Source organism: Salipiger sp. PrR003 (assembly GCF_010500785.1).
Taxonomy (GTDB): domain Bacteria; phylum Pseudomonadota; class Alphaproteobacteria; order Rhodobacterales; family Rhodobacteraceae; genus Salipiger; species Salipiger pacificus_A.
Window position 1 is genome coordinate 1 of record NZ_JAAGOV010000046.1, and the last position, 21235, is coordinate 21235.

22 protein-coding genes are annotated in these 21235 nt (G+C 67.2%); 10 read left to right on the forward strand and 12 right to left on the reverse strand.

The annotated features are described in order from the left end of the window. The first annotated feature begins 246 nt into the window (after positions 1 to 246). From G0D83_RS16895 to G0D83_RS16920, 6 genes are all read left to right on the forward strand, one after another. Positions 247 to 900 (forward strand): FadR/GntR family transcriptional regulator, encoded by a 654-nt coding sequence (locus G0D83_RS16895; RefSeq protein WP_235958112.1) that lies wholly within the window; start codon positions 247 to 249, stop codon positions 898 to 900. Continuing rightward, a complete protein-coding gene (locus G0D83_RS16900) occupies positions 897 to 2078 on the forward strand; it encodes a PLP-dependent transferase (RefSeq protein WP_164195920.1) in 1182 nt (393 codons plus the stop codon). Before G0D83_RS16895 ends, G0D83_RS16900 begins: the two co-directional genes overlap by 4 nt. 108 nt (positions 2079 to 2186) lie before the next feature. After that, the gene (locus G0D83_RS16905) at positions 2187 to 3410 is read left to right on the forward strand and encodes a sugar ABC transporter substrate-binding protein (protein WP_370457253.1); all 1224 of its coding nucleotides are present in this window, start codon (positions 2187 to 2189) and stop codon (positions 3408 to 3410) included. 55 nt (positions 3411 to 3465) lie between these two features. Continuing rightward, positions 3466 to 4395: a carbohydrate ABC transporter permease gene (locus G0D83_RS16910; RefSeq protein WP_164195921.1), complete on the forward strand. Its 930-nt coding sequence runs from the start codon at positions 3466 to 3468 to the stop codon at positions 4393 to 4395. A 1-nt stretch (position 4396) separates the two neighbouring features. Further along, on the forward strand, positions 4397 to 5230 hold the full coding sequence (locus G0D83_RS16915) for a carbohydrate ABC transporter permease (protein WP_164195922.1): 834 nt from the start codon (positions 4397 to 4399) through the stop codon (positions 5228 to 5230). A 4-nt stretch (positions 5231 to 5234) separates the two neighbouring features. After that, positions 5235 to 6290: an ABC transporter ATP-binding protein gene (locus G0D83_RS16920; protein ID WP_164195924.1), complete on the forward strand. Its 1056-nt coding sequence runs from the start codon at positions 5235 to 5237 to the stop codon at positions 6288 to 6290. A 692-nt stretch (positions 6291 to 6982) separates the two neighbouring features. Here G0D83_RS16920 and G0D83_RS32250 read toward each other — a convergent pair. The 11 genes from G0D83_RS32250 to G0D83_RS16965 all read right to left on the reverse strand — a co-directional run bounded on the left by G0D83_RS32250 (position 6983) and on the right by G0D83_RS16965 (position 15616). Beyond that, positions 6983 to 7135, reverse strand: coding sequence for a hypothetical protein (locus G0D83_RS32250; RefSeq protein WP_235939712.1), 153 nt, complete (start codon positions 7133 to 7135; stop codon positions 6983 to 6985). A 50-nt stretch (positions 7136 to 7185) separates the two neighbouring features. Beyond that, positions 7186 to 8340: a cytochrome c gene (locus tag G0D83_RS16925; RefSeq protein WP_235958114.1), complete on the reverse strand. Its 1155-nt coding sequence runs from the start codon at positions 8338 to 8340 to the stop codon at positions 7186 to 7188. Positions 8341 to 8351: 11 nt separating this feature from the next. Further along, on the reverse strand, positions 8352 to 9713 hold the full coding sequence (locus G0D83_RS16930) for a GMC family oxidoreductase (RefSeq protein ID WP_235958116.1): 1362 nt from the start codon (positions 9711 to 9713) through the stop codon (positions 8352 to 8354). Next, on the reverse strand, positions 9700 to 9879 hold the full coding sequence (locus G0D83_RS16935) for a hypothetical protein (RefSeq protein ID WP_164195918.1): 180 nt from the start codon (positions 9877 to 9879) through the stop codon (positions 9700 to 9702). The genes G0D83_RS16930 and G0D83_RS16935 overlap by 14 nt, the downstream gene beginning before the upstream one ends. Before the next feature lie 76 nt (positions 9880 to 9955). Continuing rightward, positions 9956 to 10186 (reverse strand): hypothetical protein, encoded by a 231-nt coding sequence (locus tag G0D83_RS32255; RefSeq protein ID WP_235939702.1) that lies wholly within the window; start codon positions 10184 to 10186, stop codon positions 9956 to 9958. Positions 10187 to 10423: 237 nt separating this feature from the next. Next, on the reverse strand, positions 10424 to 10654 hold the full coding sequence (locus tag G0D83_RS32260; RefSeq protein ID WP_235939699.1) for a hypothetical protein: 231 nt from the start codon (positions 10652 to 10654) through the stop codon (positions 10424 to 10426). Positions 10655 to 10886: 232 nt separating this feature from the next. After that, the gene (locus G0D83_RS16945) at positions 10887 to 11798 is read right to left on the reverse strand and encodes a glyoxylate/hydroxypyruvate reductase A (protein WP_164195926.1); all 912 of its coding nucleotides are present in this window, start codon (positions 11796 to 11798) and stop codon (positions 10887 to 10889) included. Continuing rightward, positions 11798 to 13168, reverse strand: coding sequence for an aspartate aminotransferase family protein (locus G0D83_RS16950; protein ID WP_164195927.1), 1371 nt, complete (start codon positions 13166 to 13168; stop codon positions 11798 to 11800). The genes G0D83_RS16945 and G0D83_RS16950 overlap by 1 nt, the downstream gene beginning before the upstream one ends. 16 nt (positions 13169 to 13184) lie before the next feature. Next, entirely contained in the window at positions 13185 to 14021 is an 837-nt protein-coding gene (locus G0D83_RS16955; protein ID WP_164195928.1) for a GNAT family N-acetyltransferase, read from the reverse strand. Between the two features lie 129 nt (positions 14022 to 14150). Beyond that, a complete protein-coding gene (gene argE, locus G0D83_RS16960; protein ID WP_164195929.1) occupies positions 14151 to 15248 on the reverse strand; it encodes an acetylornithine deacetylase in 1098 nt (365 codons plus the stop codon). Next, the gene (locus G0D83_RS16965) at positions 15248 to 15616 is read right to left on the reverse strand and encodes a cupin domain-containing protein (protein ID WP_164195930.1); all 369 of its coding nucleotides are present in this window, start codon (positions 15614 to 15616) and stop codon (positions 15248 to 15250) included. Before G0D83_RS16965 ends, argE begins: the two co-directional genes overlap by 1 nt. 207 nt (positions 15617 to 15823) lie before the next feature. Here G0D83_RS16965 and G0D83_RS16970 point away from each other — a divergent pair, with 207 nt between their 5' ends. Together G0D83_RS16970 and G0D83_RS16975 are read left to right on the forward strand one after the other, a co-directional pair. Beyond that, positions 15824 to 16489: a haloacid dehalogenase type II gene (locus tag G0D83_RS16970; RefSeq protein WP_164195931.1), complete on the forward strand. Its 666-nt coding sequence runs from the start codon at positions 15824 to 15826 to the stop codon at positions 16487 to 16489. Between the two features lie 25 nt (positions 16490 to 16514). Next, positions 16515 to 17804 (forward strand): FAD-binding oxidoreductase, encoded by a 1290-nt coding sequence (locus tag G0D83_RS16975; protein ID WP_164195932.1) that lies wholly within the window; start codon positions 16515 to 16517, stop codon positions 17802 to 17804. A gap of 46 nt (positions 17805 to 17850) precedes the next feature. On the opposite strand, the gene G0D83_RS16980 is transcribed toward G0D83_RS16975, so the two are convergent. Further along, positions 17851 to 18837 carry a GNAT family N-acetyltransferase gene (locus G0D83_RS16980; protein ID WP_164195933.1) on the reverse strand — a complete coding sequence of 329 codons (987 nt, stop codon included), beginning with the start codon at positions 18835 to 18837 and terminating at the stop codon, positions 17851 to 17853. A gap of 545 nt (positions 18838 to 19382) precedes the next feature. Here G0D83_RS16980 and G0D83_RS16985 point away from each other — a divergent pair. Together G0D83_RS16985 and G0D83_RS16990 are read left to right on the forward strand one after the other, a co-directional pair. Continuing rightward, entirely contained in the window at positions 19383 to 20726 is a 1344-nt protein-coding gene (locus G0D83_RS16985) for a cytochrome P450 (protein WP_164195934.1), read from the forward strand. 64 nt (positions 20727 to 20790) lie between these two features. Beyond that, positions 20791 to 21138 (forward strand): hypothetical protein, encoded by a 348-nt coding sequence (locus G0D83_RS16990; protein WP_164195936.1) that lies wholly within the window; start codon positions 20791 to 20793, stop codon positions 21136 to 21138. Positions 21139 to 21235: the final 97 nt, after the last annotated feature.

Genomic DNA, 21235 nt, shown 5'->3' on the forward strand with positions numbered 1-21235 from the left:
TGTGATGTGACCCACATCACCTTGGCACATTGCGATGCCGTCGGGAGGGGGTATCCACCCCATCAGTTCTGGGTGGAGATCAACATGCAGCCGGCCCGCCGCAAGGAGAGCAGCGGGCACACAAAAACTGTTGCGCGACTCCAATTGGTCTGACCTATTACCAATATGAACGACACTCCTCCCTCCGCAGACGCCCCCGATGACGCGCTTACCGCGTTGCCTCCCATCGGGCGGAGCCGCCAGATAATGGATGTCCTGGCGCGCTACATTGCACAGAAGAACCTCCAGCCCGGCGACCGGCTGCCGCCCGAGCGCGAGCTGACCGCCGCGCTGAAGGTCGGACGATCGAGCCTCCGCGAGGCGGTCAGCCAGCTCTCGGCGCTCGGCATCGTCGAGGCGCGGATTGGCTCGGGCACCTATCTGCTGCGGCAGATCTCGGCGGAGACGGTCTACATGCCGCTCAGCCTTTCGGCAGACGGGCTGGCCGAGGCGCTGCTGATGACGCTGGAGGTGCGGCGCGGCATCGAGATCGAGGCCTCTGTCGCCGCCGCGCGCCGGCGCACCGAGGAGGACATGCGGCGCATGGAGGTGGCGCTCGACGAGATGGAGCGCACCCATCACCGCGAGGGCGGCAGCGGCAAGGCCGATTTCGCCTATCACATGACGATCTACGACGCCGCACACAATCCGCTGTTCCGGCAGCTGCTGGAACAGATGCACGACATCCTCGAACGGTTCTGGGACCGCCCCTTCGACCGGAAAGACTTTGCCGCCCGCTCCTTCCCCTACCATCGCACCCTCTTCAACGCGATCTGCGCCGGGGACACGGCGGCGGCGGCGGAAGAAACACGCAAGATCCTCGACGTGGTCGAGGAGGACATCAGGAACATGCGCCCATGAACGACCTCTACGAGGCCTCCCGGCTGATCGCCGCCCACGACCGAGACAGCATCCTCAATGCCGTGGTCCCGCCGATCGTGCAGACCTCGCTCTTCACCTTCGACAGCTACGACGAGATGATCGCCGCCTATCGCGGCGAGATCACCCGTCCGATCTACAGCCGCGGCCTCAACCCCACCGTCCGTGCCTTCGAAGAGAAACTGGCAGAGCTGGAAAAGGCCGAGGACGCGCTGGCCTTCGCCTCGGGGATGGCGGCGATCTCGGCCTCGGTGCTGAGCAATGTCGCGCCCGGCGACCGGGTGGTGGCGGTGCGCAACGTCTACCCCGATGCGTTCCGCCTGTTTGGGACCTACCTGCCGCGCATGGGGATCACCGTCGATTACGTCGACGGCACCGACCCCGAGGCCGTCGAGGCGGCGCTGCGCGGCGCGAAACTTCTCTACCTCGAAAGCCCGACAAGCTGGGTGATGGAACCGCTCGACGTCGGCGCGCTCGCCGCTGCCGCGAAACGTCACGGTGTCTTCTCGGTGATCGACAACAGCTGGGCGACGCCGGTCTTCCAGAACCCGATCGAGCTGGGTGTCGATCTGGTGGTGCATTCGGCCTCGAAGTACATCGGGGGGCACAGCGACGTCGTCGCCGGCGTCATCGCCGGTTCGAAGGAGAACGTCGACCGGGTGCGGGGCGAGATCTACCCCTACCTCGGCGGCCGCATCGCGCCGATGGACGCCTGGCTGCTGCTGCGCGGGCTGCGCACCCTGCCGCTGCGCGTCGCCGCCCACCAGGACAGCGCGCTAGAGATTGCCCGTCGCCTTGCGGCGCTCGACGTGGTCGAGACCGTCATGCACCCCGGCCTCGCGCCGCTGCCGCCGGGGCTGCGCGGCACCACGGGGCTCTTTTCATTCGTCTTCCGCGAGGGGATCGACCTGCGCCGCTTCTGCGATGCGCTGCAGCTGTTCAAGCTCGGCGTCAGCTGGGGCGGGCACGAGAGCCTCGTGGTGCCCGGAGATGTCGTGCTCGAGCAGAAGGCCAGACCCAACTCGGCCCATGAATTCGGCATCTCCTCGCGCTCGGTCCGGCTGCATATCGGGCTCGAGGGCACCGAGGCGCTGTGGGCCGACCTGACCGCGGCGATTGCCGCCGCGCAAGAGCCGGCGGCGGTCAAGGCCGCGCAATAACCTGCGGTGGCGGCCTGACGGGGCCGCGCCAATCCAACAGACCACCAACAGACAATCAACAGGGAGAAGACCCTGAAGAACCTGCTCAGTGCCAGCGCCCTCGCGCTTGTGGCCGCAAGTGGCGCGGCGAGCGCCGAGACCACGCTGCGTCTCGTCGAGGTGATCACCAGCCCGGCCCGCACCGAGACGCTCAAGCAGATCGTCGCCGGCTTCGAAGAGGCGCACCCCGACACCAAGGTCGAGATCATCTCGCTGCCCTGGGGCGAAGCCTTCCAGAAGTTCGCCACCATGGTCTCGGCGGGCGATCTGCCCGACGTGGTCGAGATGCCCGACACCTGGCTGTCGCTCTATGCCAACAACGGCCTCCTCGAGAGCCTCGAGCCCTATCTCGCCGACTGGGAAAACGCCTCTGACATGACGGATCGCGCACTGGAGCTGGGCCGCGACATCGACGACACGGCCTACATGCTGCCCTACGGGCTCTACCTGCGGGCGCTGTTCTACAACAAGGAGTTGCTCGCCGAGGCAGGTGTGGATGCCCCGCCCGCCACGCTCGAGGAGTTCCGCGCCGCCTCCGAGGCGATCTCGGCCCTGCCCGGCAAGTCCGGCTACTGCATGCGCGGCGGCCCGGGCGGCCTCAACGGCTGGATGATGGCGGGCGCCACGATGGCGGGTGACAACACCTTCTTCAACGAAGATGGCACCTCGACGATGGACAGCGAAGGCTGGGTCAAGGGCCTCGAGTGGTACATCAACCTCTACAAGGACGGTCTAGCACCGAAGGACAGCGTGAACTGGGGCTTCAACGAGATCGTCGCGGGCTTCTACTCGGGCACCTGCGCCTTCCTCGACCAGGATCCCGACGCGCTGATCGCCATCGCCGAGCGCATGTCCGAAGACCAGTACGGCGTCATCTCGATGCCGAAGGGCCCGGACGGCAAGGCCTTCACCACCATCGGCTACGCCGGCTGGTCGATGATGTCCGCTTCCGAGAACAAGGACCTCGCCTGGGATCTCATTGCAACACTCGAAGGACCCGAGGGCAATATCGCCTGGAACAAGACGATCGGCGCGCTGCCGGTGCTGAAGTCCGCCGAGAAAGACGAGTTCTACTCTGCACCCGCCTTCAAGGGATGGTTCGACCAGCTTGACGACGAGAACGTCGTGCCGACGGTGATGCCGACCTACCTCGAGGAATTTGCCTACTTCAAGGACTCGCTGGCCATCGCTTCGGGGCAGAAGGCGCTGCTGGGGGAAATCACCCCGCAGGAGCTTGCAAGCGAATGGGCCGCCTACCTGACCAAGGCGCAACAAAAGCACCTCGCCAAGTAACCTGACGCCGGGGCCGGGCGTGCGCGTCCGGCCCCCCTCTGCGCTCGGAGGACAGATGACCGCAACACCCATCCCCACCACCTATCGGCGTCCGCTGCGTCAGCGCCTTGCCGGAACGCTCGAGCCTTGGCTCTATTGCGCCCCGGTGCTGATCCTGATCACCGCCGTGATGCTGGTGCCGCTGATCCTCGGCATCTCCTACGCCTTCCGGGACATCCAGCTTCTCAACCCCTTCTCCGGCGGCTTCGTCGGCCTCGAGCACTTCAAGGCGCTCGGCCAGGACGACGCCTTCCTGCGGGCGCTGCGCAACACCCTGTGGTGGACCGGCGCCAGCGTCTTCTTCCAGCTCGCCTTTGGTCTGATCCTCGCGCTGCTGCTCAACGTGCCTTTCGCCGGACGCGGGCTGGCGCAATCGCTGGTGTTCCTGCCCTGGGCCGTGCCGACCTTCCTTGCGGGCCTCAACTGGGCCTGGCTGTTCAACCCGGTGATCGGCCCGATCCCGCACTGGCTGACCGCGCTGGGGCTGATGGACGAGCCCTCGAACATCCTCGCCGATCCGAGCATCGCCATGTGGGGGCCTATCCTCGCCGCCACCTGGTGGGGCATCCCGTTCTTCGCCATCACGCTGCTCGCGGCGCTGCAGTCGATCCCCAAGGATCTCTACGAGGCCGCCTCGATCGATGGTGCCTCGCCGATCCAGCGGTTCTTCTCGATCACCCTGCCCTACCTCGCGCCGGTGATCGCCATCACCGTGCTCTTGCGCACCGTCTGGGTCGCCAACTTTGCCGACCTGATCATCGTGATGACCAACGGCGGCCCAGCCGACCGTACCCAGACCGTGGCCAGCTACATCTTCACCCAGGCCTTCAAGCGGCTCGACTTCGGCTATGCCTCGGCGGTCGCGCTGGTGCTGCTGGCGCTGCTGCTGGCCTATTCCATGGTCATCCTCGTGCTGCGCCAGAAGCTTTCGAACAGGGACAAGTGACATGACCGCGACCCGACTCCTCGCCACGCTGGCGCATCGCGCGGCCATCCTGTGCTTCATCGCTTTTGCGCTCTTTCCTCTGTTCTGGCTGCTCAAGGTCTCGGTCACGCCGAACGACCTGCTCTATTCCGAGGGCGTGCGCCTGTGGCCCTCGAGCACGACGCTGGAACACTTCCGCTTCGTGCTGGCCAACAGCGAATTTCCCCGGTTCTTCGCCAACAGCCTGATCGTCTCGGGCTCGACCGCGGTGATCTCGACCGTGCTGGCCGCGCTCATGGGCTACGCGCTGTCGCGCTTCCAGTTCCGCGGCAAGCTGTGGATCGCGGCTTTGCTGCTGATCACCCAGATGTTTCCGCTGGTCATGCTGGTGGCGCCGATCTTCAAGATCCTCTCGCCGCTCGGGCTGACCAACAGCCTGACCGGGCTTATCATCGTCTACACCGCCTTCAACGTGCCCTTCGCCTCCTTCCTGATGCAGGGCTTCTTCGACGGCATCCCCTCGGACCTCGAGCAGGCCGCGATGATCGACGGCGCGGACCGGTTCACCGCCTTCCGCCACATCATCCTGCCGCTGGCGCTACCGGGAGTGGCCGCGACGCTGGGTTTCGTCTTCACCGCCGCCTGGTCCGAGATGATCTTTGCGCTGATGCTGATCTCGGGCAGCGAGAAGGCGACCTTCCCGGTCGGGCTGCTGACCTTCGTGTCGAAGTTCTCGGTGGATTACGGGCAGATGATGGCCGCTGGCGTGCTGGCGCTGATCCCCGCCTGCCTCTTCTTCCTGCTCATCCAACGCTACCTGGTGCAAGGCATGACCGCCGGCGCCGTGAAAGGATAACCGCATGGCCACGATGGAAATCCGCTCCGCGAGCAAGAACTACGGCACGATCCGCGTGCTCGACGACATCAACCTCGAGATCGGCGACGGCGAGTTCATCGTGCTGGTCGGACCCTCGGGCTGCGGCAAGTCCACGCTGCTGCGGATGATCGCCGGGCTCGAGGAGATCACCGGCGGCGAGATCCGCATCGACGACAAGGTGATGAACACCCTGCCCCCCAAGGCCCGCGACATCGCCATGGTGTTCCAGAGCTACGCGCTCTACCCGCACATGAGCGTGGCCGACAACATGAGCTACTCGCTGCGGCTGCGGAAGACCGACAAGCCGACGATCGCTGAGAAGGTGCGCGCGGCCTCCTCCAAGCTCGGGCTCGACGCGCTGCTCGAACGCAAGCCCAAGGCGCTTTCGGGCGGCCAGCGCCAGCGCGTCGCCATGGGCCGCGCCATCGTGCGCCAGCCCAAGGCCTTCCTTTTCGATGAGCCGCTGTCGAACCTCGACGCCCGCCTGCGCGAGCAGATGCGCGCCGAGATCCGCAAGCTGCACCGCGAGTTGGGCGCGACCTCGATCTACGTCACCCACGACCAGGTCGAGGCGATGACGCTCGCCGACCGCATCGTCGCCATGCACGGTGGTCACATCCAGCAGGTCGGCACGCCGCTTGATCTCTATGACCGGCCCGCCAATCTCTTCGTCGCGGGGTTCATCGGCTCGCCCGGAATGAACTTCCTCAAGGGCAACATCGCCGACCGCCACCTGCACCTGCACGACGGCCGCAGGGTCGCCCTGCCCGAGACGATGCCCGCGGCCATGGGGGAGGCGACGCTTGGGATCCGGCCCGAGCACGTGGTGCTGTCACCGGCGGGCTCCGACGGCCTCTTAGCCGCGGTGGATCTGGTCGAGCCGACGGGCCACGGTATCATCCTGCACCTGACGCTGGCGGGAGAAGTGTTCAAGGTCCTGACCCATGACCGTCTCTGGCTCGACCCGGGACCAAAGGTCTGCGTCTCTTTCCCGGAGCAGGCGTTGCATCTCTTCAACGCCGAGGGTGTTCGGGTCTGATGACGATCGCAGCGGTGCGCCCCGAGATCTGGACGCACCGCCATACATCTGACGGTTGAGGGTGTTCAGTCGATTGGTCTGGCCTCTGGCTGTCCGTTCAGCCAGGGCGCGCGGAGCGCTGCCGCGACTGCAGCGTAATCCTTGCGAAGCTGGCGACCATGCTGGTCTCGGCGTCGACGAGCCAGGCGCTACGCTCAGTCGGTGTCCCGTTGCGAGCCACCGCACTGAATTTGTCGACCAGCACCCGCGATGCGGACAGCGGCGGAAGCGGGGCCTCAATTCGAGCGGCCACGAGAGCGTCTGCCTTGCCCGGCTCGGCGCTGGCGCGCCGCCCATTCGCTTACGACGTAGAGGCTTTCTTGGTAGTCATCGGCTTGCGCTCGTCGCCATTCCGGCAGCCGTTGGACCAGTCGCGCTCCAGACGGGGCAAACAGGGTGTCAGGCTGCTCTCGGGGAGACGGAAGATATCTTCCCACTCACCACTCGCCTGTACAGCGCCGAATGGCGGAGCAAATGAAGAATGCGGTCCCAGTGGTTCAGCCGTTCGCGGAGGAAACCTATCTGCGCGACCGGCCTCGACAGGGTGCTGGCCCCCGGAACCGAGAAACGGGATGGCGAGAAGTTTTGAACCGCCGAAAGGATGAGAAAAGGGGCCGGAATTTCGGCCCCTCCGGGTTCTTCTGTCTGCAAGCTCAATGGCTGGCGTCGGCGTTCCGCGCCGCGGCAACCTCGGCGGCGCTCACCGGTCCGGCGTCGTTGCCCCAGGCCTTGCGCAGCCAGCTGGCCAACTCGGCGACTTCCTCGTCCGACATGCGATCCGCGTAGCCCTGCATGCGCAGGGTCATCGGACGTTTCGCGGTGCCAGGAACCTCGGCGCCGTTCAGGATTACCGAGATCAGCGGCTTGTTTCCGACCCGGTGGCGAGGTGGTTGTCCTGCAGCTCGAGGAAGATCTCGGCCGCGCCCTTGCCGCTGGCAAAGTGGCAGCCGATGCAATTGTCGCTGTAGAGGCGCGCGCCGAGCGGCATATCCGGGTCGGCCTCGGTCAGCATGGTCGCGGTCGCCTCGCCGGCGTCATCTGCGCCGGCGACCTCGATCGAACCCAGACCCTTTGCGGCGAAGGTCTCGGGAGCCTCGACCTCTCCCCCGTCCATCCCCTTGAGGAAGGCGGCCATGGCAATGTTGTCCGCGTCGGCCAGATGCTGCAGCGAGTGCTCGACCACGAGGCCCATTTCGCCGTTGGCGGTGGAGTGGGCGTTGCGGCCGGTGGCAAGATAGGCCGCTAGTTGCTCGACCGACCACTGTTGCGGAGCCGATCCCTCGCCGCGCAGGGCGGGGGCGTTCCAGCCGTCGATGATCCCGGCGGCGAGGAAGCTCGGCTCGTCCGCCGTCACGCCGTCCTGCGCCATGAAGGCCGTGCGCGGGCTGTGGCAGGCGGCGCAGTGGCCGGGGCCCTCGACGAGGTACTGGCCCCGGTCCTGCAGGTCCGAGGTGCCGACGGGGTTGAAACCGGCGTCATGGGGCAGCGCGAGCCAGTTCCAGGCCCGGATGCCGAAGCGCAGGTTGAAGGGGAACTTCAACTGGGTCTCCTGCACCTCGTTCTGAACCGGCGCCACCTCGGCCATGATGTAGTCGTAGAGGGCGCGGATGTCTTCTTCGTGCATCAGGCGGTAGTTCTCGTAGGGCATGGCCGGGTAGAGATGCGTGCCGCCCTTGGCGATGCCGTCGAACATGGCGGCGCGGAACTCGTCATAGGACCACTCGCCGATGCCGGTCTCGGCGTCGGGGGTGATGTTGGTCGACCAGATGGTGCCCATGGGCGAGGCGATGGCGCGACCGCCGGCGAGCGGCGCGCCATCCTCGGCGGTGTGGCAGGCGACGCAGTCCGAGGCGTGCATGACGTATTCGCCCTGCCCCGGCTCGGGCTGCCAGTCGGCGGCCAGCTCCTGCGCGGGCGTGCTGGTCTGCACCGGCACGAAGATGAAGGCCAGCAGGGCGATGATGCCCAGCACGGCCAGGCCGCCGATGATGATGCGGAGGAAAGTCTTCATCTGCATTCTCCTCAGACCAGCGGACGGGGGTTCGACAGGTACTGCGTGCGGATCGCGTGCACCGTGTGATAGGCCAGACCGCCCACGAGGCCGGTCGGGTTGTACTGGGTGTTCTGCACGAAGTTGCCGGCGCCCATGGCGAAGACGTTGTGCGCCTTGAAGGTCTGGCTGTAGCGGTTGACCGCCCCCTCGCGGGCGTTTTCCGCCATGATGTGACCGCCGGTGTTATGCGTGGTCTGATAGGGGCGCACGTCGTATTGCGCGCCGATGTCCTTGAAACCGGCCTGCATGACGTCGGGCTTCATCGAGACGGCCAGCGGCTCCATCTTGCGTTTCATGAATTGGTTCATCTTCAGGTCGTTGTAGTGCCAGTTGAACGCCATGCGCATCAGCGGCCGGCCGTGGCGGTCGGTGTAGGTCGGATCGAGGTCGAGGTGGTTGTTGGCATAGGCCATATGCGAGCCGTGCGAGCCGATCGACATGGCGTGGCCGTACCATTCGCCGATGCCCTGCTTCCAGCCCGCGCCCCAGCTCGGCGTGCCCTTGGGCAGCGGCATGTTGCGGATCGGCTGGCCGTTGAAGGTCCCCGAGCGCCAGTAGGAACCACCGATGAAGCCCTCGGCGCCGAAGTCGTTCTGGCTGATCGAGAAATCGTCGATGACCATGCCGTTGGCGCCGTGGCCGACGAAGGGGTTGAATTCCTCGTCCTTGACGAACATCGAGATGCCGCCGTTCATCTGGTAGGCGTAGTTCTTCCCGAGCGTGCCCTCTCCGGTCAGCGGGTTGTAGGCCTCGCCCAGACCCGAGAGCAGCATCAGGTGCACGTTGTTGAGCTGGTAGCTCGACAGGATGACGATGTCGGCAGGCTGGAAGACCTCTTCCTGCGCCGCCTCGTCCCAGTAGGTGACGCCGGTCGCGGTCTTGCCGTCTTCGGCCAGTTCCACGCGCAGCACCTCCGAATTGGTCCGGTACTCGAAGTTCGGCATGCGCTTCAGCGCGCCGAGGATCGCCGTCTGCGGCGAGGACTTGGAGTACTGGTAGCAGCCGTAGCGTTCGCAGAAGCCGCAGAAGTTGCACGGTCCCATCTGCATGCCATAGGGGTTCACGTAGGACGTGGACGCGATCCCTGCCCCGGCCGGGAACGGGTGGTAGCCCATGGCGGACGCGGCGTCGCGGAACTTTGAGCTGTCGTAGGTCGTCGGCAGCGGCGGCATTGGGAAATCTTCCGAGCGCCAGCCCTCGAAGGGGTTGCCGCCTTCGCGGATCTCGCCGTTGAGGTTGCCCGCGTAGCCGGAGATGCCCGCGACCTTCTCGAACTGCGTGAAGAACGGCTCCAGCTCGTCGTAGCTGACAGGGTAGTCACGCAGGTTCATCCCCTCGGGGATGATCTAGGCGCCGAAGGTTTCCTCGACCTAGGAGCGCAGCGACGCCAGAGGACATCAGCATCTTCAGAAGATCCCGGTGCGAGGCGCCGCGGCGGATCATGTGCTCGACCATCGCGTCATCGCGGCCGGTCCAGTTGGTGGGGGTCTTGGTCATGTCGTGCTTCCCTGTTGTGATGGTTTGATTGGCCCTGGCGGTCTTGCCGCCGCCTCGAACCGGTTGGTTTGCGGACCTACACGCCGAAGGCCTCGTCAGCCGCGAGGGCCAATTCGATCAGCGCGTGGAAGTGGTAGTCGGGCTCGGTGAATTCCTTCGGATCGATCGTGCCGCCGTAGCCCTTCTGCGCGTGGCGGCGCTGGATCCAAGCGTTGGTCATGCCGAGCTCGCGCGAGATGCCGATGTCCTGGTACTGGCTCTCCGCCGTGTGCAGGATGTCGTCCTTCGAGACGCCGTCCTTCTGCACGTAGGCGAAGACCTTGTGGAAGTAGTCGGGGTTCGGCTTCTCGCAGCCGGTGCCGTCGGTCGTAAAGCCCGCTCAGAACGGTTGGCCCAGCTTCTCGGCATATTTCTCGAAGGCCCAGCGGCGGGCGTTGGTCATTGCGATCAGCTTTTAGCGCGCCTTGAGCCTCGCCATCGCCTCGGCACTGTCGGGGAAGGGCTGCGCCTCGCCCACGGTGTCGATCATCAGCTGGCGGTCGTCCTAGGTGTCGGGCAGGCTGAGGTCGTCAGGGAAGAGGCCCGCACCCGGCTCGTAGCGGGCATCGCGGGAGACCGAGAGCGCTCCCTCCCCGTCGATGTCCACGCATTCCCTGGCGGCGATGGCGGCCAGGTCTTCCTTGAGCGCGCCTTCGAAGTCGATGAGCGTGCCGATCACGTCGAAGCTGACATAGCTGAACGCAGTCAGCGGTGACACGGCGGTCGTCGTTGCCATCTCGGCAGTCCTTTCTGCCATGCACCGGCACGGGAGGTGCGCCTTGATCCGTGCCGGGACGCGGGCCTTTCGCAGAATTTGCTTCTGGCCTTGCGGGTCTCGCCGATCCCCGTTGCATTGAGCTTCCCCAGAGATGGCACCGCGGAAACTCCGAAAGCAGCCAGAGGGGCGGCGTATTTTTCTGTATCACCCCGGCACGCGGAATGTTCGCACCGCGCCCCGGAGAGGTGTTTCAGTACCCCCTTTCCTGGTCGACGAGCCCCGGAAGCGGCTCGCCGGCCCGGCTGGCGCGAAGCACGTCCAGCACGTGGCGCGCGCCCTCGCGGGCGTCGGTGTTGGCCGCCACATGCGGGGTGATCACCAGCCGCGGATCGGCCCAGGCCCAGTGATCCGCGGGCAGCGGCTCGGGGTCGGTAACGTCGATCATGGCCGAGGCCAGCTGCGCGGCATCGAGCGTGTCCTTCAGCGCCGCCATGTCGAGCTCCGCGCCGCGGCCCGCGTGAACCAGCCTGGCGCCCCGCGGCAGCTTCGCGAAGAAGGCGGCATCCATCAGGCCGCGCGTTTCGGCGTTGAGCGGCAGCAGGCAGATCAGGATGTCGCTCCGCGCGAGGAAGGCATCCATCGCCCCGGCGCCGTGGACCTCGATTCCCTCCGCAGTACGGCCCGAACGCGACCAGCCGGCCACGTCGAAGCCCATGCCGCGCAGGGTGCCCGCGGCCAGAAGGCCGATCCGCCCCAGCCCCATGATGCCGACCCGCGTGCCGCGGGTGAGCGGCACCGGGCGGGTCCTCCACTCCGCCGCGCGCTGCTGGCCGAGGTAGATGGGCATCTCGCGGTGCAGCATCAGCGTGGCCATCACCACCCAATCGCGGACCATCTCCTCGATGCCCGGCGCCAGCGTGCGCACGAGGCTGACGCCCTCGGGCATGGCGGGCATCTGGTCGACGCCCGCCCCGGTCGAGATCACCACCTTGAGGTTCGGGTAGCGCCGCAGATCTCGCGGCGGCAGCCAGCAGACGAGATGGGTGATCGCGGCGGGGTCGGTCACCGCCGCCTCGCCCACGATCATCTCCTCGCCCGCCGCGTCGAAGAGCGGCTTCCAGACCTCGGCGCGCTCCGCCGTGGAAAGGTAGAGCAGCGCCATCAGGCGAGCACCGCGAGGATTTCCGGGTCTTCCAGCGTCAGGTCGAGCACGGTTCGGGTGCGCTCTACGATGGCGTCGATTTCCGCGTCGGTGCAGCAGAGCGGCGGCGCGTAGCCGAAGATGCCCTGCGCGAAGCTGCGCACAATGAGCCCCTGCTCCCAGGCCCGGTCGAAAAGCCGGGTGGCGGGCTGCACGGCAGCGGGCAGCGGCGTCTTCTTCTCCTTGTCGGTGACCAGCTCGACGGCGGCGAGCATGCCGCGCCCGCGCACGTCGCCGACCAGCGGGTGATCGCGCAGCGTCTCGAGTCCCGCCATCAGCCGCGCCCCGGCCTCCCGGCCGTTCTCGAGCAGCCCGCCCTCGTAGAGGCGCAGCACTTCCAGCGCAACCGCCGCCGACACGGGATGCGCCGAGTAGGTGAAGCCATGGCCCACGGCCTTGGCCCCCGCGCCCTCGGCGATGGTCTCGTAGACGTGGTCACGCATGAAGACTGCCCCCATCGGCACGTAGCCCGAGGTGAGCCCCTTGGCCGTGGTCATGAGGTCGGGCACGATGCCCTCTTCCGCGCAGGCAAAGAGCGGCCCGGTGCGGCCAAAGCCGGTGATGACCTCGTCGGCCACGAAGAGGATGTCCAATTCGGCGCAGGCGTCGCGCATTGCCTTCACCCAGCCCTTCGGCGGCACCAGCACCCCGCCCGAGCCCTGAATGGGCTCGATGTAGAAGGCGGCAACCTTGTCCTCACCGATGGCGGCGACCTTGGCCCTCAGCTCGGCGACCGAGGCATCGACGATCCCCTGCTCGGTGCTGAGCGGATTGCGGTAGATGTAATGCGACGAGATCTTGTGCTGCCACTGGTAGGGCACGCCGAAGCCCTCGTGGAAGCCGGGCAGCGCGGTCAGCCCCGCACCCATGGTGGTGGAGCCGTGATACCCCTGCTCGACCGAGATGAACTGGTCGCGCTGCGGCTGGCCCTTGGCGTGCCAGTAGTAGCGGATGAAGCGGATCGTGCTGTCCACCGCGTCCGAGCCGCCGAGGCTGAAGTAGATGTGGTTGAGATCGCCCGGGCTGCGCTCGGCCAGCTCGGCGGCAAGCCGGATCGGAGCCTCGGCGCCGAGGTCGAAATATCCGGTCGCATAGGGCAGCTTGCGCATCTGCTCGGCGGCGGCCTCGACAACGCTTTCGTGGCCGTAGCCGGCGTTGACGCACCAGAGGCCGGCGAAGCCGTCGATCAGCTCGCGACCCTCGGCATCTGTTACGGTCGCGCCCTTGGCCGAGCGCAGCACGCGCACGCCGCGCGCCTCGTGGCCACGGAAGGACGAGACCGGGTGGACAAGGTGCTGGCGGTCCAGCTCGACGAGGGAATTGGTCAGCATGACGCTCTCCGGAAGGTCAGCCCAGGGCCTGCGAGGCGAGGGCGTAGGTTGTGAAATCGGTCTCGGCGGCGGCGCGGGCCGCCTTCTTCATCGCGGTGCCGCCGCCCACGTAGGCCAGGCCGAGCGCTTCGGCATGGGCCGCAAGCGCGGCATCCGCGAGATCGACGCGCAGGAACTGCCCGGCGCAGCGCGTGGCCCCGGCGGCGATCAGCGCGCGGGCGGTCGCGGCGTCCTGCGCCACGACGGGCCCCAGCACCCTGCCGCGTCCAAACTCTCGCAGGAGGGCGAAGCCGCCCTCGGCGCGCAGAAGCTCGCCGCGGTCCGCGATCCCCGCGATGAGGGTCGCCCGGTCCATGCCGCTGGCGGCGCGGTCCATGGCAGCGAGTTCGGCTGCATCCGCCTTGGCCCCCACCTGAACCGGCAACTCCGGCGCGGCGGCCTTGGCGATGCCCTGATGCTGGAAGATCTCGCCCGTCGCCTCGAAGCCCAGCTTCTCGTAGAGCGGAAGCCCGTCGGCGGTGGCGGTAAGGCGCAATTCACGGGTGCCACCGATCTCGAGCACCGCCTGCATCAGCTTGCGGCCGAGACCCCTGCCCCGCATCCGCGCATCGACGATGATCATGTTGATCGCCGCCACCTCGCCGAAGAGCGAGCAGAGCGCGGTGCCCACCACCTCGTTCCCCTGCAATGCCACCACACCCTGCGAGACCGAGAGCGTGAGCTCCCAGTCGACGGCACGGTGCGGCCAGCCTGTCTCGCGCGAGAGGCGAAGGGCACCGGTCAGGTGGTCGGGCGAAAACGGGGCGAGGAGGATCTCGGGCGCATCGGCCGCGAGGGGGGAGGCAGCGGTCATCGGGGGTCTCTGTGTCATGTCGTGTCGGGGTCAGGCTAGCGCACGGCGGGCGGCAGGTTCGCCCTGATCCGCCGCGCGCACGGCAGTTTTCCCTGCGGCGACCAAAGGCCGCCGCAGGATATGCCGCGCTCAGCAGAGACGCCGGCCGAGCGCGAGAACCATCTCGGTCGCACCGGCCAGTTCGGGCTCCGTGAGATATTCCTCGGGCTTGTGCGCCCGCGCGATATCACCCGGGCCGCAGACGATCGCGGGCACGCCTGCCTGCTGGAAGAGCCCCGCCTCGGTGCCGTAGGACACGGCCTGAAGCGGCGCATGGCCCGAGATCTCGGAGGCGAGAACCGCAAGCGGATGGTCCGCATCGAGCGCCAGCGCCGGGTAATCCGACAGCCATTCGGCATCGACCCCTCGCATCCCGGCAAGCGGCGCGAGGATCTGCCGCGGGTCGACGCCGGGGATGGCACGCGCCTCGATGCAGGCCTCGGCGCGGTCCGGGATGATGTTGAGCGCCTGCCCGCCCGCAACGGTGCCGATCTGCACCGTCGAATGGGCCGGCGTGAAGCGCGCGTCCCGCGGCCCCGATGTCAGGCTCTCGGCCAGCGCGACGGCGGCAGAAAGTGCCGGCGTAAGCGCGTGGATCGCGTTTTGTCCCAGGTCGGGACGCGATGAATGGCCCGACACGCCCGTCGCCACCAGCCGCAGCGCCGCCTTGCCCTTGTGCGCGAGCAAGGGCACCAGCCCCGAGGGTTCGCCGACGATGCAGCCAAGCGGCGCGGCGCAAAGCTCCGGCAGTTTCGCCAGCAGGTGCCGCACGCCGCGGCAGCCCGCCTCTTCGTCGTAGGAGAGCGCGATGTGCACCGGCGCCTTGAGCGGCATCGCCATAAGCTCCGGAACCGCGGCGAGCACGGCGGCATCGAAGCCTTTCATGTCGCAGGCTCCGCGGCCGATCAGCCGCGCACCGTCGCGCCGCAGCACGAAGGGGTCCCCGACCCAGCCCGGCTCCTGCGCCGGGACGACGTCGACGTGCCCCGACAGGACGTAGCCCGGCAGCGAGGGATCGCCGATCGTGGCAAAGAGGTTCTCGCGGTCGCCCTCGGGTCCGACCAGGCGGGTGACCCGCGCGCCGTGCTCCGAAAGGTAGTGGGCGACGTACTCCATCAGCGCCCTGTTCGAGGTGCCGACAACGCTGGGAAAGGCGACGAGCCTTTCGAGGATCTCCACCGCCCGCATTAGGAGGCGATCACGAAAATCTTGCGCACCGTCTCGAGCGTGTTCCAGGTGCCGGTGAAGCCGGGTTTCAGCACGAAGCTGTCGCCGGGGCCGAAAACCTGGCTCTCGCCGCCGTCCTCGGCAATCTCGCAGCGCCCCGACAGGATGTGGCAGAACTCGAAGGTCTCACCCTTGATCGAGATCGTCTTGCCCTCGGTGGCCTCCCAGACGCCGGTGCGGATCTTGCCCCAGTTGGCGGCTTCGGCCAGCGCGGTGTCGATTTCCCATGTCTTGAAGGCGGACGCACCCTCGATCAGGCGGTCGGGCGCGGCGGTGCCTTCCTTGGCGGCAAAAGTTGGAGCGGTTTCAACGGGTACGAGCAGGGCCATGGGAGTCTCCGGTGTTGGTCTCAAGGGCATTCACCACAAAATGCCCCGCCACGCCACGCGCCGGTCACCGAAAGCGCGCGCGGCGCGGCAGACCGTGCCGCGATCCGCGCGACAAACGCAATTTTCTGCGCTGAGAGCGCGAAACGCGGCAGGCGCTGTCGCGGCGGGCGGGTCAAGATGTTGGTATCACGCACCCCGGAGACTGACATGACCTTCCGCCCCAAATTCATCACCTTCGGCTGTCACGGCACGATGATCTACTTCGACATGGCCGGCGCCGCGCGCGACTTCTACGGCGAGCAGCTTGGAGCCGAAAAGATCGAGGTCTTCATCCGCGACTTCTCGGCCTATCGGCTGGACGAGGTGCTGGGGGCGTGGAAGCCCTATGCCGAGGTCGTGCACAACGCCCTGGAGCGCACCTGCAAGCGCAACGGCGTCGCCTTCGATCCCGAGATCGCGGCGAAGATCTATGACCGCGTGCCAACCTGGGGTCCCAACCCCGACGTCCCCGCCGGCCTTGCCAAGATCGCCCCGCACATCCCGCTGGTGGCGCTCACCAACTCGATGAACAACCAGATCCCGCACAATATCGCGAAGCTCGGCGCGCCGATCGCACATGTGTTTACTGCCGAGAGCGCGCAGGCCTACAAGCCGCAGATGCGCGCCTTCGAGTACATGTTCGACGAGCTGGGCTGCGGGCCGGAAGACGTGCTGCACGTCTCCTCCTCGTTCCGCTACGACCTGATGACCGCGCATGACCTGGGGATCAAGAATAAGGTCTGGGTCAACCGCGGCCACGAGCCGGCAAACCTCTTCTACGGCTACACCGAGATCAAGGATATCTCGGGGCTGCCCGGCGTCGTCGGCCTGTAATCACCGCTGAAACGAAAGCACTGCGATGCAATATCAGTCCTACTGGCACGCCACCTCGACCCCCTTTGCCTCGGCCCAGCCGGGCCCGGTCGAGGGCAAGGTCGACGTGGTCGCCATCGGGGCCGGGTTCACCGGCCTCAACGCCGCGCGCAAGCTGGCCCGCGAGGGGGTGAGCGTCGCGGTGCTCGAAGCCCGCCACGTCGGCTTCGGCGGCTCGGGCCGCAACGGCGGGCATCTCAACAACGGCTTGGCCCATGGCTACGGCGAGGCCAAGGCGCAGCTCGGCGCGGAGCGGGACAAGGCGCTCTGGCAGGCCTACGACCGCTCGATCGACATGATCGAGGAGGTCATCGCCGAGGAAAGCATTGCCTGCGACTTCCGCCGCTCGGGCAAGCTCAAGCTCGCCTCGAAGGCCAGCCATGTCGCGGCGCTGCGTGCCAATTTCGAGACGATCCACCGCGAGGTGGACGCCGACACGCGGTTCCTCGAAAAGCACGAGCTGGAGGGCGAGATCGGGTCGGACCAGTTCCACGGCGGAATGCTCTACGGCAAGTCGGCGATGATGCACATGGGCCGCTACGTCACCGGACTGGCCGAGGCCGCCCACCGCCACGGCGCGAAGATCTGGGAACAGGCCCCGGTCACCGGGCGCAGACGCGAGGGCAGCGGCTGGCTGATCGAGACACCCAAGGGCACGATCCGCGCCGAGCGGGTGATCGCCGCGACCAACGCCTATTCGAACAGCGTCGGCACGGCCCCGCTGGGGTTCTTCAAGAAGCGGATCATCTCCGTCGGCTCCTTCATCGTGGCGACCCGCCCGCTCAGCGATGCCGAGATCGCCGCAACGCTGCCGGGCAACCGCACCTATGTCACCTCGATGAACATCGGCAACTACTTCCGGCTGTCGCCGGACAAGCGGATGATCTTCGGCGGGCGGGCGCGCTTCTCGGCGACCTCGGACCAGAGTTCGGACGCCAAGTCGGGCAAGGTGCTGCGCGCCGCGCTGACGCAGATGTTCCCGCAGATGGGCAAGGTCGAGCTGGACTATTGCTGGGGCGGCATGGTCGGCATGACCAAGGACCGTTTCCCGCGCGCGGGCGAGGCCGACGGCATGATCTACGGCATGGGCTACTCGGGGCACGGCGCGCAGATCTCGACGCTGATGGGGCAGGTCCTTGCCGACATGGCGATGGGCCGGACCGACACCAACCCGCTGCAGGGGCTCGACTGGCCGAAGGTGCCGCTGCATTCCGGCAAGCCGTGGTTCCTGCCGCTGGTAGGCATGTACTTCGGCCTGAAGGACCGGATTTCCTGAATACGCGAAGGGGGCCCCAGCCCCCCTCTGTCGCTGGTCTAGATGCTCAGCCCAGCGACTGCATCGCCAGACCGTAGGTCATCGGCCCGCTCTGCGCGCGGCGCAGGCGGCCGTAGCGCATGTCGGTGACCGTGTCGTAGACCCCGAGACCGGCGGCCGAGACGAAGGCCTCGAAGCGCTCGCTTTCGATGATCGTGTCGAGGCGCAGGAACTCGCCCTCATGCGCCGTTATGAACTCGGCGGCGAGTTGCATGGCGATGCCGTCCTGCTCGGCCACCAGTGGGCCAATGACCCGCCCCTTGCCGAAGTTGCGCATCATCGCGTAGCCCTCGACCTCGCCGCCGCGCTCGGCCACGATCACCTCGGAGACACCCAGCACCGCATCGAGGGTCACGGTCCGCCGCGCGCCGAAGGCATGGGCGTCGAGCGCCCGGATCGCCGCCATGTCGCCGGGTTGCATCGGCCGCACCGACACACCTTGCACCGGCTCGGGGGGGCGGATCGCCCGCGCCATACCCTGGTGCTGGTAGACCAGCCGCACCGGCGTGAATCCCGCGCTCTCGTAGAGGCGGTAGCCCTGACGCGTCGCCGAAAGCCGCAGGTCGCGGCCGGCCTGTTCGGTCATCGCCCGGCGCAGCAGCCGCCCGCCAGTGCCCTGCGACTGCAGCCGCGGCGTGGTGACCATCATCCCCAGCATCGTGAAATCATCGTCGCTCGGAAAGCCCATGACGGAGCTCAGTGGCCGCCCGATCTCGTCCAGCGCCAGGTAGCCAGTGCCGAGTGCCAGGACCAGCTCGATGTCCGAGGCGCGATGCGGCCAGAAGACGCTGACCGTCAGCTCGTGCAGCCGGTCGATCATCGAGGCATCCACCGGCTCGATCCTGGCCTTGTAGGTGTCGACCTGCATCCAGTCGCTTTCCACCTTCGGCGCCTCTCGGCGCATGAAGGCGCGGTGGCGGGCAAGAGCCTCCGGCGGCATCAGTTCGGCGCTGCCCGGTGGCAGCGCGAGGTCGGACTGGTCTTGAACGCTCATGCTCACTTCTTTCCGTTGCTGGCCGGCAGCCCGACCGGGGGACTCCCGGACGGATCGCTCATTGTCTTTATCTAATGGATTGCATGAAAAGATCTGCCGTATCGCGCCCTCTGTCCGAAGTTTCTGCCGTTCTCGCTGCGCGGCGGCAACCCCTTGGCCGGCGAACTCGCTGTCCGTGGAACCATCGCCCCGGCGCCGATACGCGCGCCGGTACTGGACCCGCGATAAATCGTGACCTTCGAGCGCTGCAGCACGCGCGCGATCTCCCGGACAGGTTGCTTGATGTTCAGGTGCGCGTGAATTGGTCCCATGGCGCGCTCCATACATTGGATAAATGTATGTTTTCTAATTGAAATAAAGCTTGAGCTTAGCTCGCGGAATCATTGTGCATTAAATCCCAAGAAGCCCTCACGCGGTGGCGCCTTCTGCACGGCGGGGCAAAGCTGCAAGGTCCGGCTCTGAACGCAGGGGGCTGCCCTGCCTGTCGATGACTTGATCGCGGCGGCGCAGGGCATAGGTTTTCCCTATCCGCCCCGGGAGGACACATGACGCAGACGCTGCCGCCGCGCATCGAACCGGCGACCGAGCCGCTGGGAATGCTCGCAAGCCTCCGGGCCGCGCGCAGCAACGTGCTGCGGATCATCCCCGCTATTGCCTACACCCAGCCCATCGTCACCGGCACCACCGGCCACGCGCGCTGGCACATGGTGCAGGGCCCCGAGGGCATGAAGCGGCTGTTTCTCGATAACGTCGAGAATTATCCCAAATCCGAGGTCATGCTGCGGATGCTGCGCCCGGCGGTGGGCGACAGCCTTTTCACCTCCGAGGGCGCGCAGTGGCGCTGGCAGCGCCGCGCCATCGCTCCGGTCTTCGCCGCCCGCAACGTCGAGGCTCTGGCGCCGGTGATGACCGCCACCGCCGAACGTGCCTGCGACCGCCTTGCCGGCCAGAGCAGCGCCGAGATGGTGTCCGAGATGCTGTCGGCCACTTTCGACGTGATCTGCGACGTGGCGCTGTCGGGGCGCGAACACTTCGATGCCGAGGCCTACGGCGAGGCGATCACCCGCTATTTCCTCACCGTCGGCCGCGCCTCGCTGCTGGATTTCCTCGAGGTGCCGCCCTGGGTGCCCCGCCCGGCCGAGCTGTTCGGGCGGGGCGCGGTGAAGACGATGCACGCCATGGTGTCCCGCGCGATCGAGGCGCGGCGGCGTCAGGCCACGGGCGAGGCGGACGATCTGCTCGACCACATGCTCGCGGCGCGGGATCCCGAGAGCGGCCGCACCATGTCGCCCAAGGACCTTCTGCACAACATGCAGTTCTTCATCGTCGCTGGCCATGAAACCACGGCGCTGTCGCTGGCCTGGGCGCTCTACCTGCTGGCCCATGACGAGGCGGCGCAGGCGCGCGCGCGGGACGAGGCGCGGGACGTGTTGCAGGGCGGCCGCTGCGGCCACGCGGAGCTCGAGCGCATGCCGGGCATCACCGCGGTGCTCGACGAGACCATGCGGCTTTATCCCCCGGTGGGTATGTTGGCGCGCACCGTGCGCGCCGCCGACACGCTCTATGAGCGCGAGATCCGCCCGCGCGAGACGATCTTCGTCAACACCTGGGCGCTGCATCGCCATCACGCCTACTGGGAGCGGCCGGATCAGTTCGACCCCACGCGCTTTGCCCAAGGCCAGAAGCGGGACCGCTACCTGCACCTGCCCTTCGGCGCCGGGCCGCGGGTCTGCGTCGGGGCGAATTTCGCAATGATGCAGGCGGGGATCATCCTCGCCACGCTGCTGTCACGCTACCGCTTCGCGCCGAAAGGGCCGCGCCCCGAGCCGATCATGCACATGACCGTGCGCCCCGATCCCGGCGTCACGCTGGAGATCACCCCGCTCTAGGGCGCGGGCCGCAAGGTCCAATTCCGATCTTCCCCCGGCGGCAGCCACGTGCCACAAGGCTGCCATGCGAAATCGGGCTTCTCTTGCGGTGATCCTGTCCCTCGGCGTGCTGCTGGCGCTGTCGAGCGTGGTGTCTGCGGCACGCATGGCGCCGGATCGCGAGACCGTTAAGATCGAGGCTTACGCCCTGCTTTTTGGCGGCTCGATCGACGAGCTCTGTGGCGACGAGGCCGGCCACGATCACCACTGCCCGCTCTGCCACGGCTTACCCGAAGCGCCGTCGAGCGCCCCTGATGGCCGGCACGTCCTGCTCGAGCCGCATGACGCCTGGCGCCGATGCAACGATCTCCATCGGGCCGCGCAGGCCCGCAACCTCCGTCATTCCCCAAGGGCGCCCCCGGTCTGCGTCTGACGGCCCCGTGCCGGCTTTCGCGACACCCAGACCCCGGCGGCTGCGCCGCCCGGGGCCTCTCTCTCCTGCCCGGCACGAGGCCGGGACAATCGGACTC

Bases quoted from the DNA above. Each gene is read 5' to 3' on its own strand.
- G0D83_RS16935 (WP_164195918.1), bottom strand. From the start codon at position 9,879: ATGACCAAGACCCCCACCAACTGGACCGGCCGCGATGACGCGATGGTC.
- G0D83_RS16965 (WP_164195930.1), bottom strand. From the start codon at position 15,616: ATGGCCCTGCTCGTACCCGTTGAAACCGCTCCAACTTTTGCCGCCAAG.
- G0D83_RS32260 (WP_235939699.1), bottom strand. From the start codon at position 10,654: ATGGCAACGACGACCGCCGTGTCACCGCTGACTGCGTTCAGCTATGTC.
- G0D83_RS16985 (WP_164195934.1), top strand. From the start codon at position 19,383: ATGACGCAGACGCTGCCGCCGCGCATCGAACCGGCGACCGAGCCGCTG.
- G0D83_RS16920 (WP_164195924.1), top strand. From the start codon at position 5,235: ATGGCCACGATGGAAATCCGCTCCGCGAGCAAGAACTACGGCACGATC.
- G0D83_RS16895 (WP_235958112.1), top strand. From the start codon at position 247: ATGGATGTCCTGGCGCGCTACATTGCACAGAAGAACCTCCAGCCCGGC.
- G0D83_RS16910 (WP_164195921.1), top strand. From the start codon at position 3,466: ATGACCGCAACACCCATCCCCACCACCTATCGGCGTCCGCTGCGTCAG.
- G0D83_RS16950 (WP_164195927.1), bottom strand. From the start codon at position 13,168: ATGCTGACCAATTCCCTCGTCGAGCTGGACCGCCAGCACCTTGTCCAC.
- G0D83_RS16915 (WP_164195922.1), top strand. From the start codon at position 4,397: ATGACCGCGACCCGACTCCTCGCCACGCTGGCGCATCGCGCGGCCATC.
- G0D83_RS16955 (WP_164195928.1), bottom strand. From the start codon at position 14,021: ATGACCGCTGCCTCCCCCCTCGCGGCCGATGCGCCCGAGATCCTCCTC.
- G0D83_RS16975 (WP_164195932.1), top strand. From the start codon at position 16,515: ATGCAATATCAGTCCTACTGGCACGCCACCTCGACCCCCTTTGCCTCG.
- G0D83_RS16925 (WP_235958114.1), bottom strand. From the start codon at position 8,340: ATGAAGACTTTCCTCCGCATCATCATCGGCGGCCTGGCCGTGCTGGGC.
- G0D83_RS16970 (WP_164195931.1), top strand. From the start codon at position 15,824: ATGACCTTCCGCCCCAAATTCATCACCTTCGGCTGTCACGGCACGATG.
- G0D83_RS16900 (WP_164195920.1), top strand. From the start codon at position 897: ATGAACGACCTCTACGAGGCCTCCCGGCTGATCGCCGCCCACGACCGA.
- G0D83_RS32250 (WP_235939712.1), bottom strand. From the start codon at position 7,135: ATGACCCTGCGCATGCAGGGCTACGCGGATCGCATGTCGGACGAGGAA.
- G0D83_RS16990 (WP_164195936.1), top strand. From the start codon at position 20,791: ATGCGAAATCGGGCTTCTCTTGCGGTGATCCTGTCCCTCGGCGTGCTG.
- G0D83_RS16930 (WP_235958116.1), bottom strand. From the start codon at position 9,713: ATGAACCTGCGTGACTACCCTGTCAGCTACGACGAGCTGGAGCCGTTC.
- argE (WP_164195929.1), bottom strand. From the start codon at position 15,248: ATGCGGGCGGTGGAGATCCTCGAAAGGCTCGTCGCCTTTCCCAGCGTT.
- G0D83_RS16980 (WP_164195933.1), bottom strand. From the start codon at position 18,837: ATGAGCGTTCAAGACCAGTCCGACCTCGCGCTGCCACCGGGCAGCGCC.
- G0D83_RS16945 (WP_164195926.1), bottom strand. From the start codon at position 11,798: ATGGCGCTGCTCTACCTTTCCACGGCGGAGCGCGCCGAGGTCTGGAAG.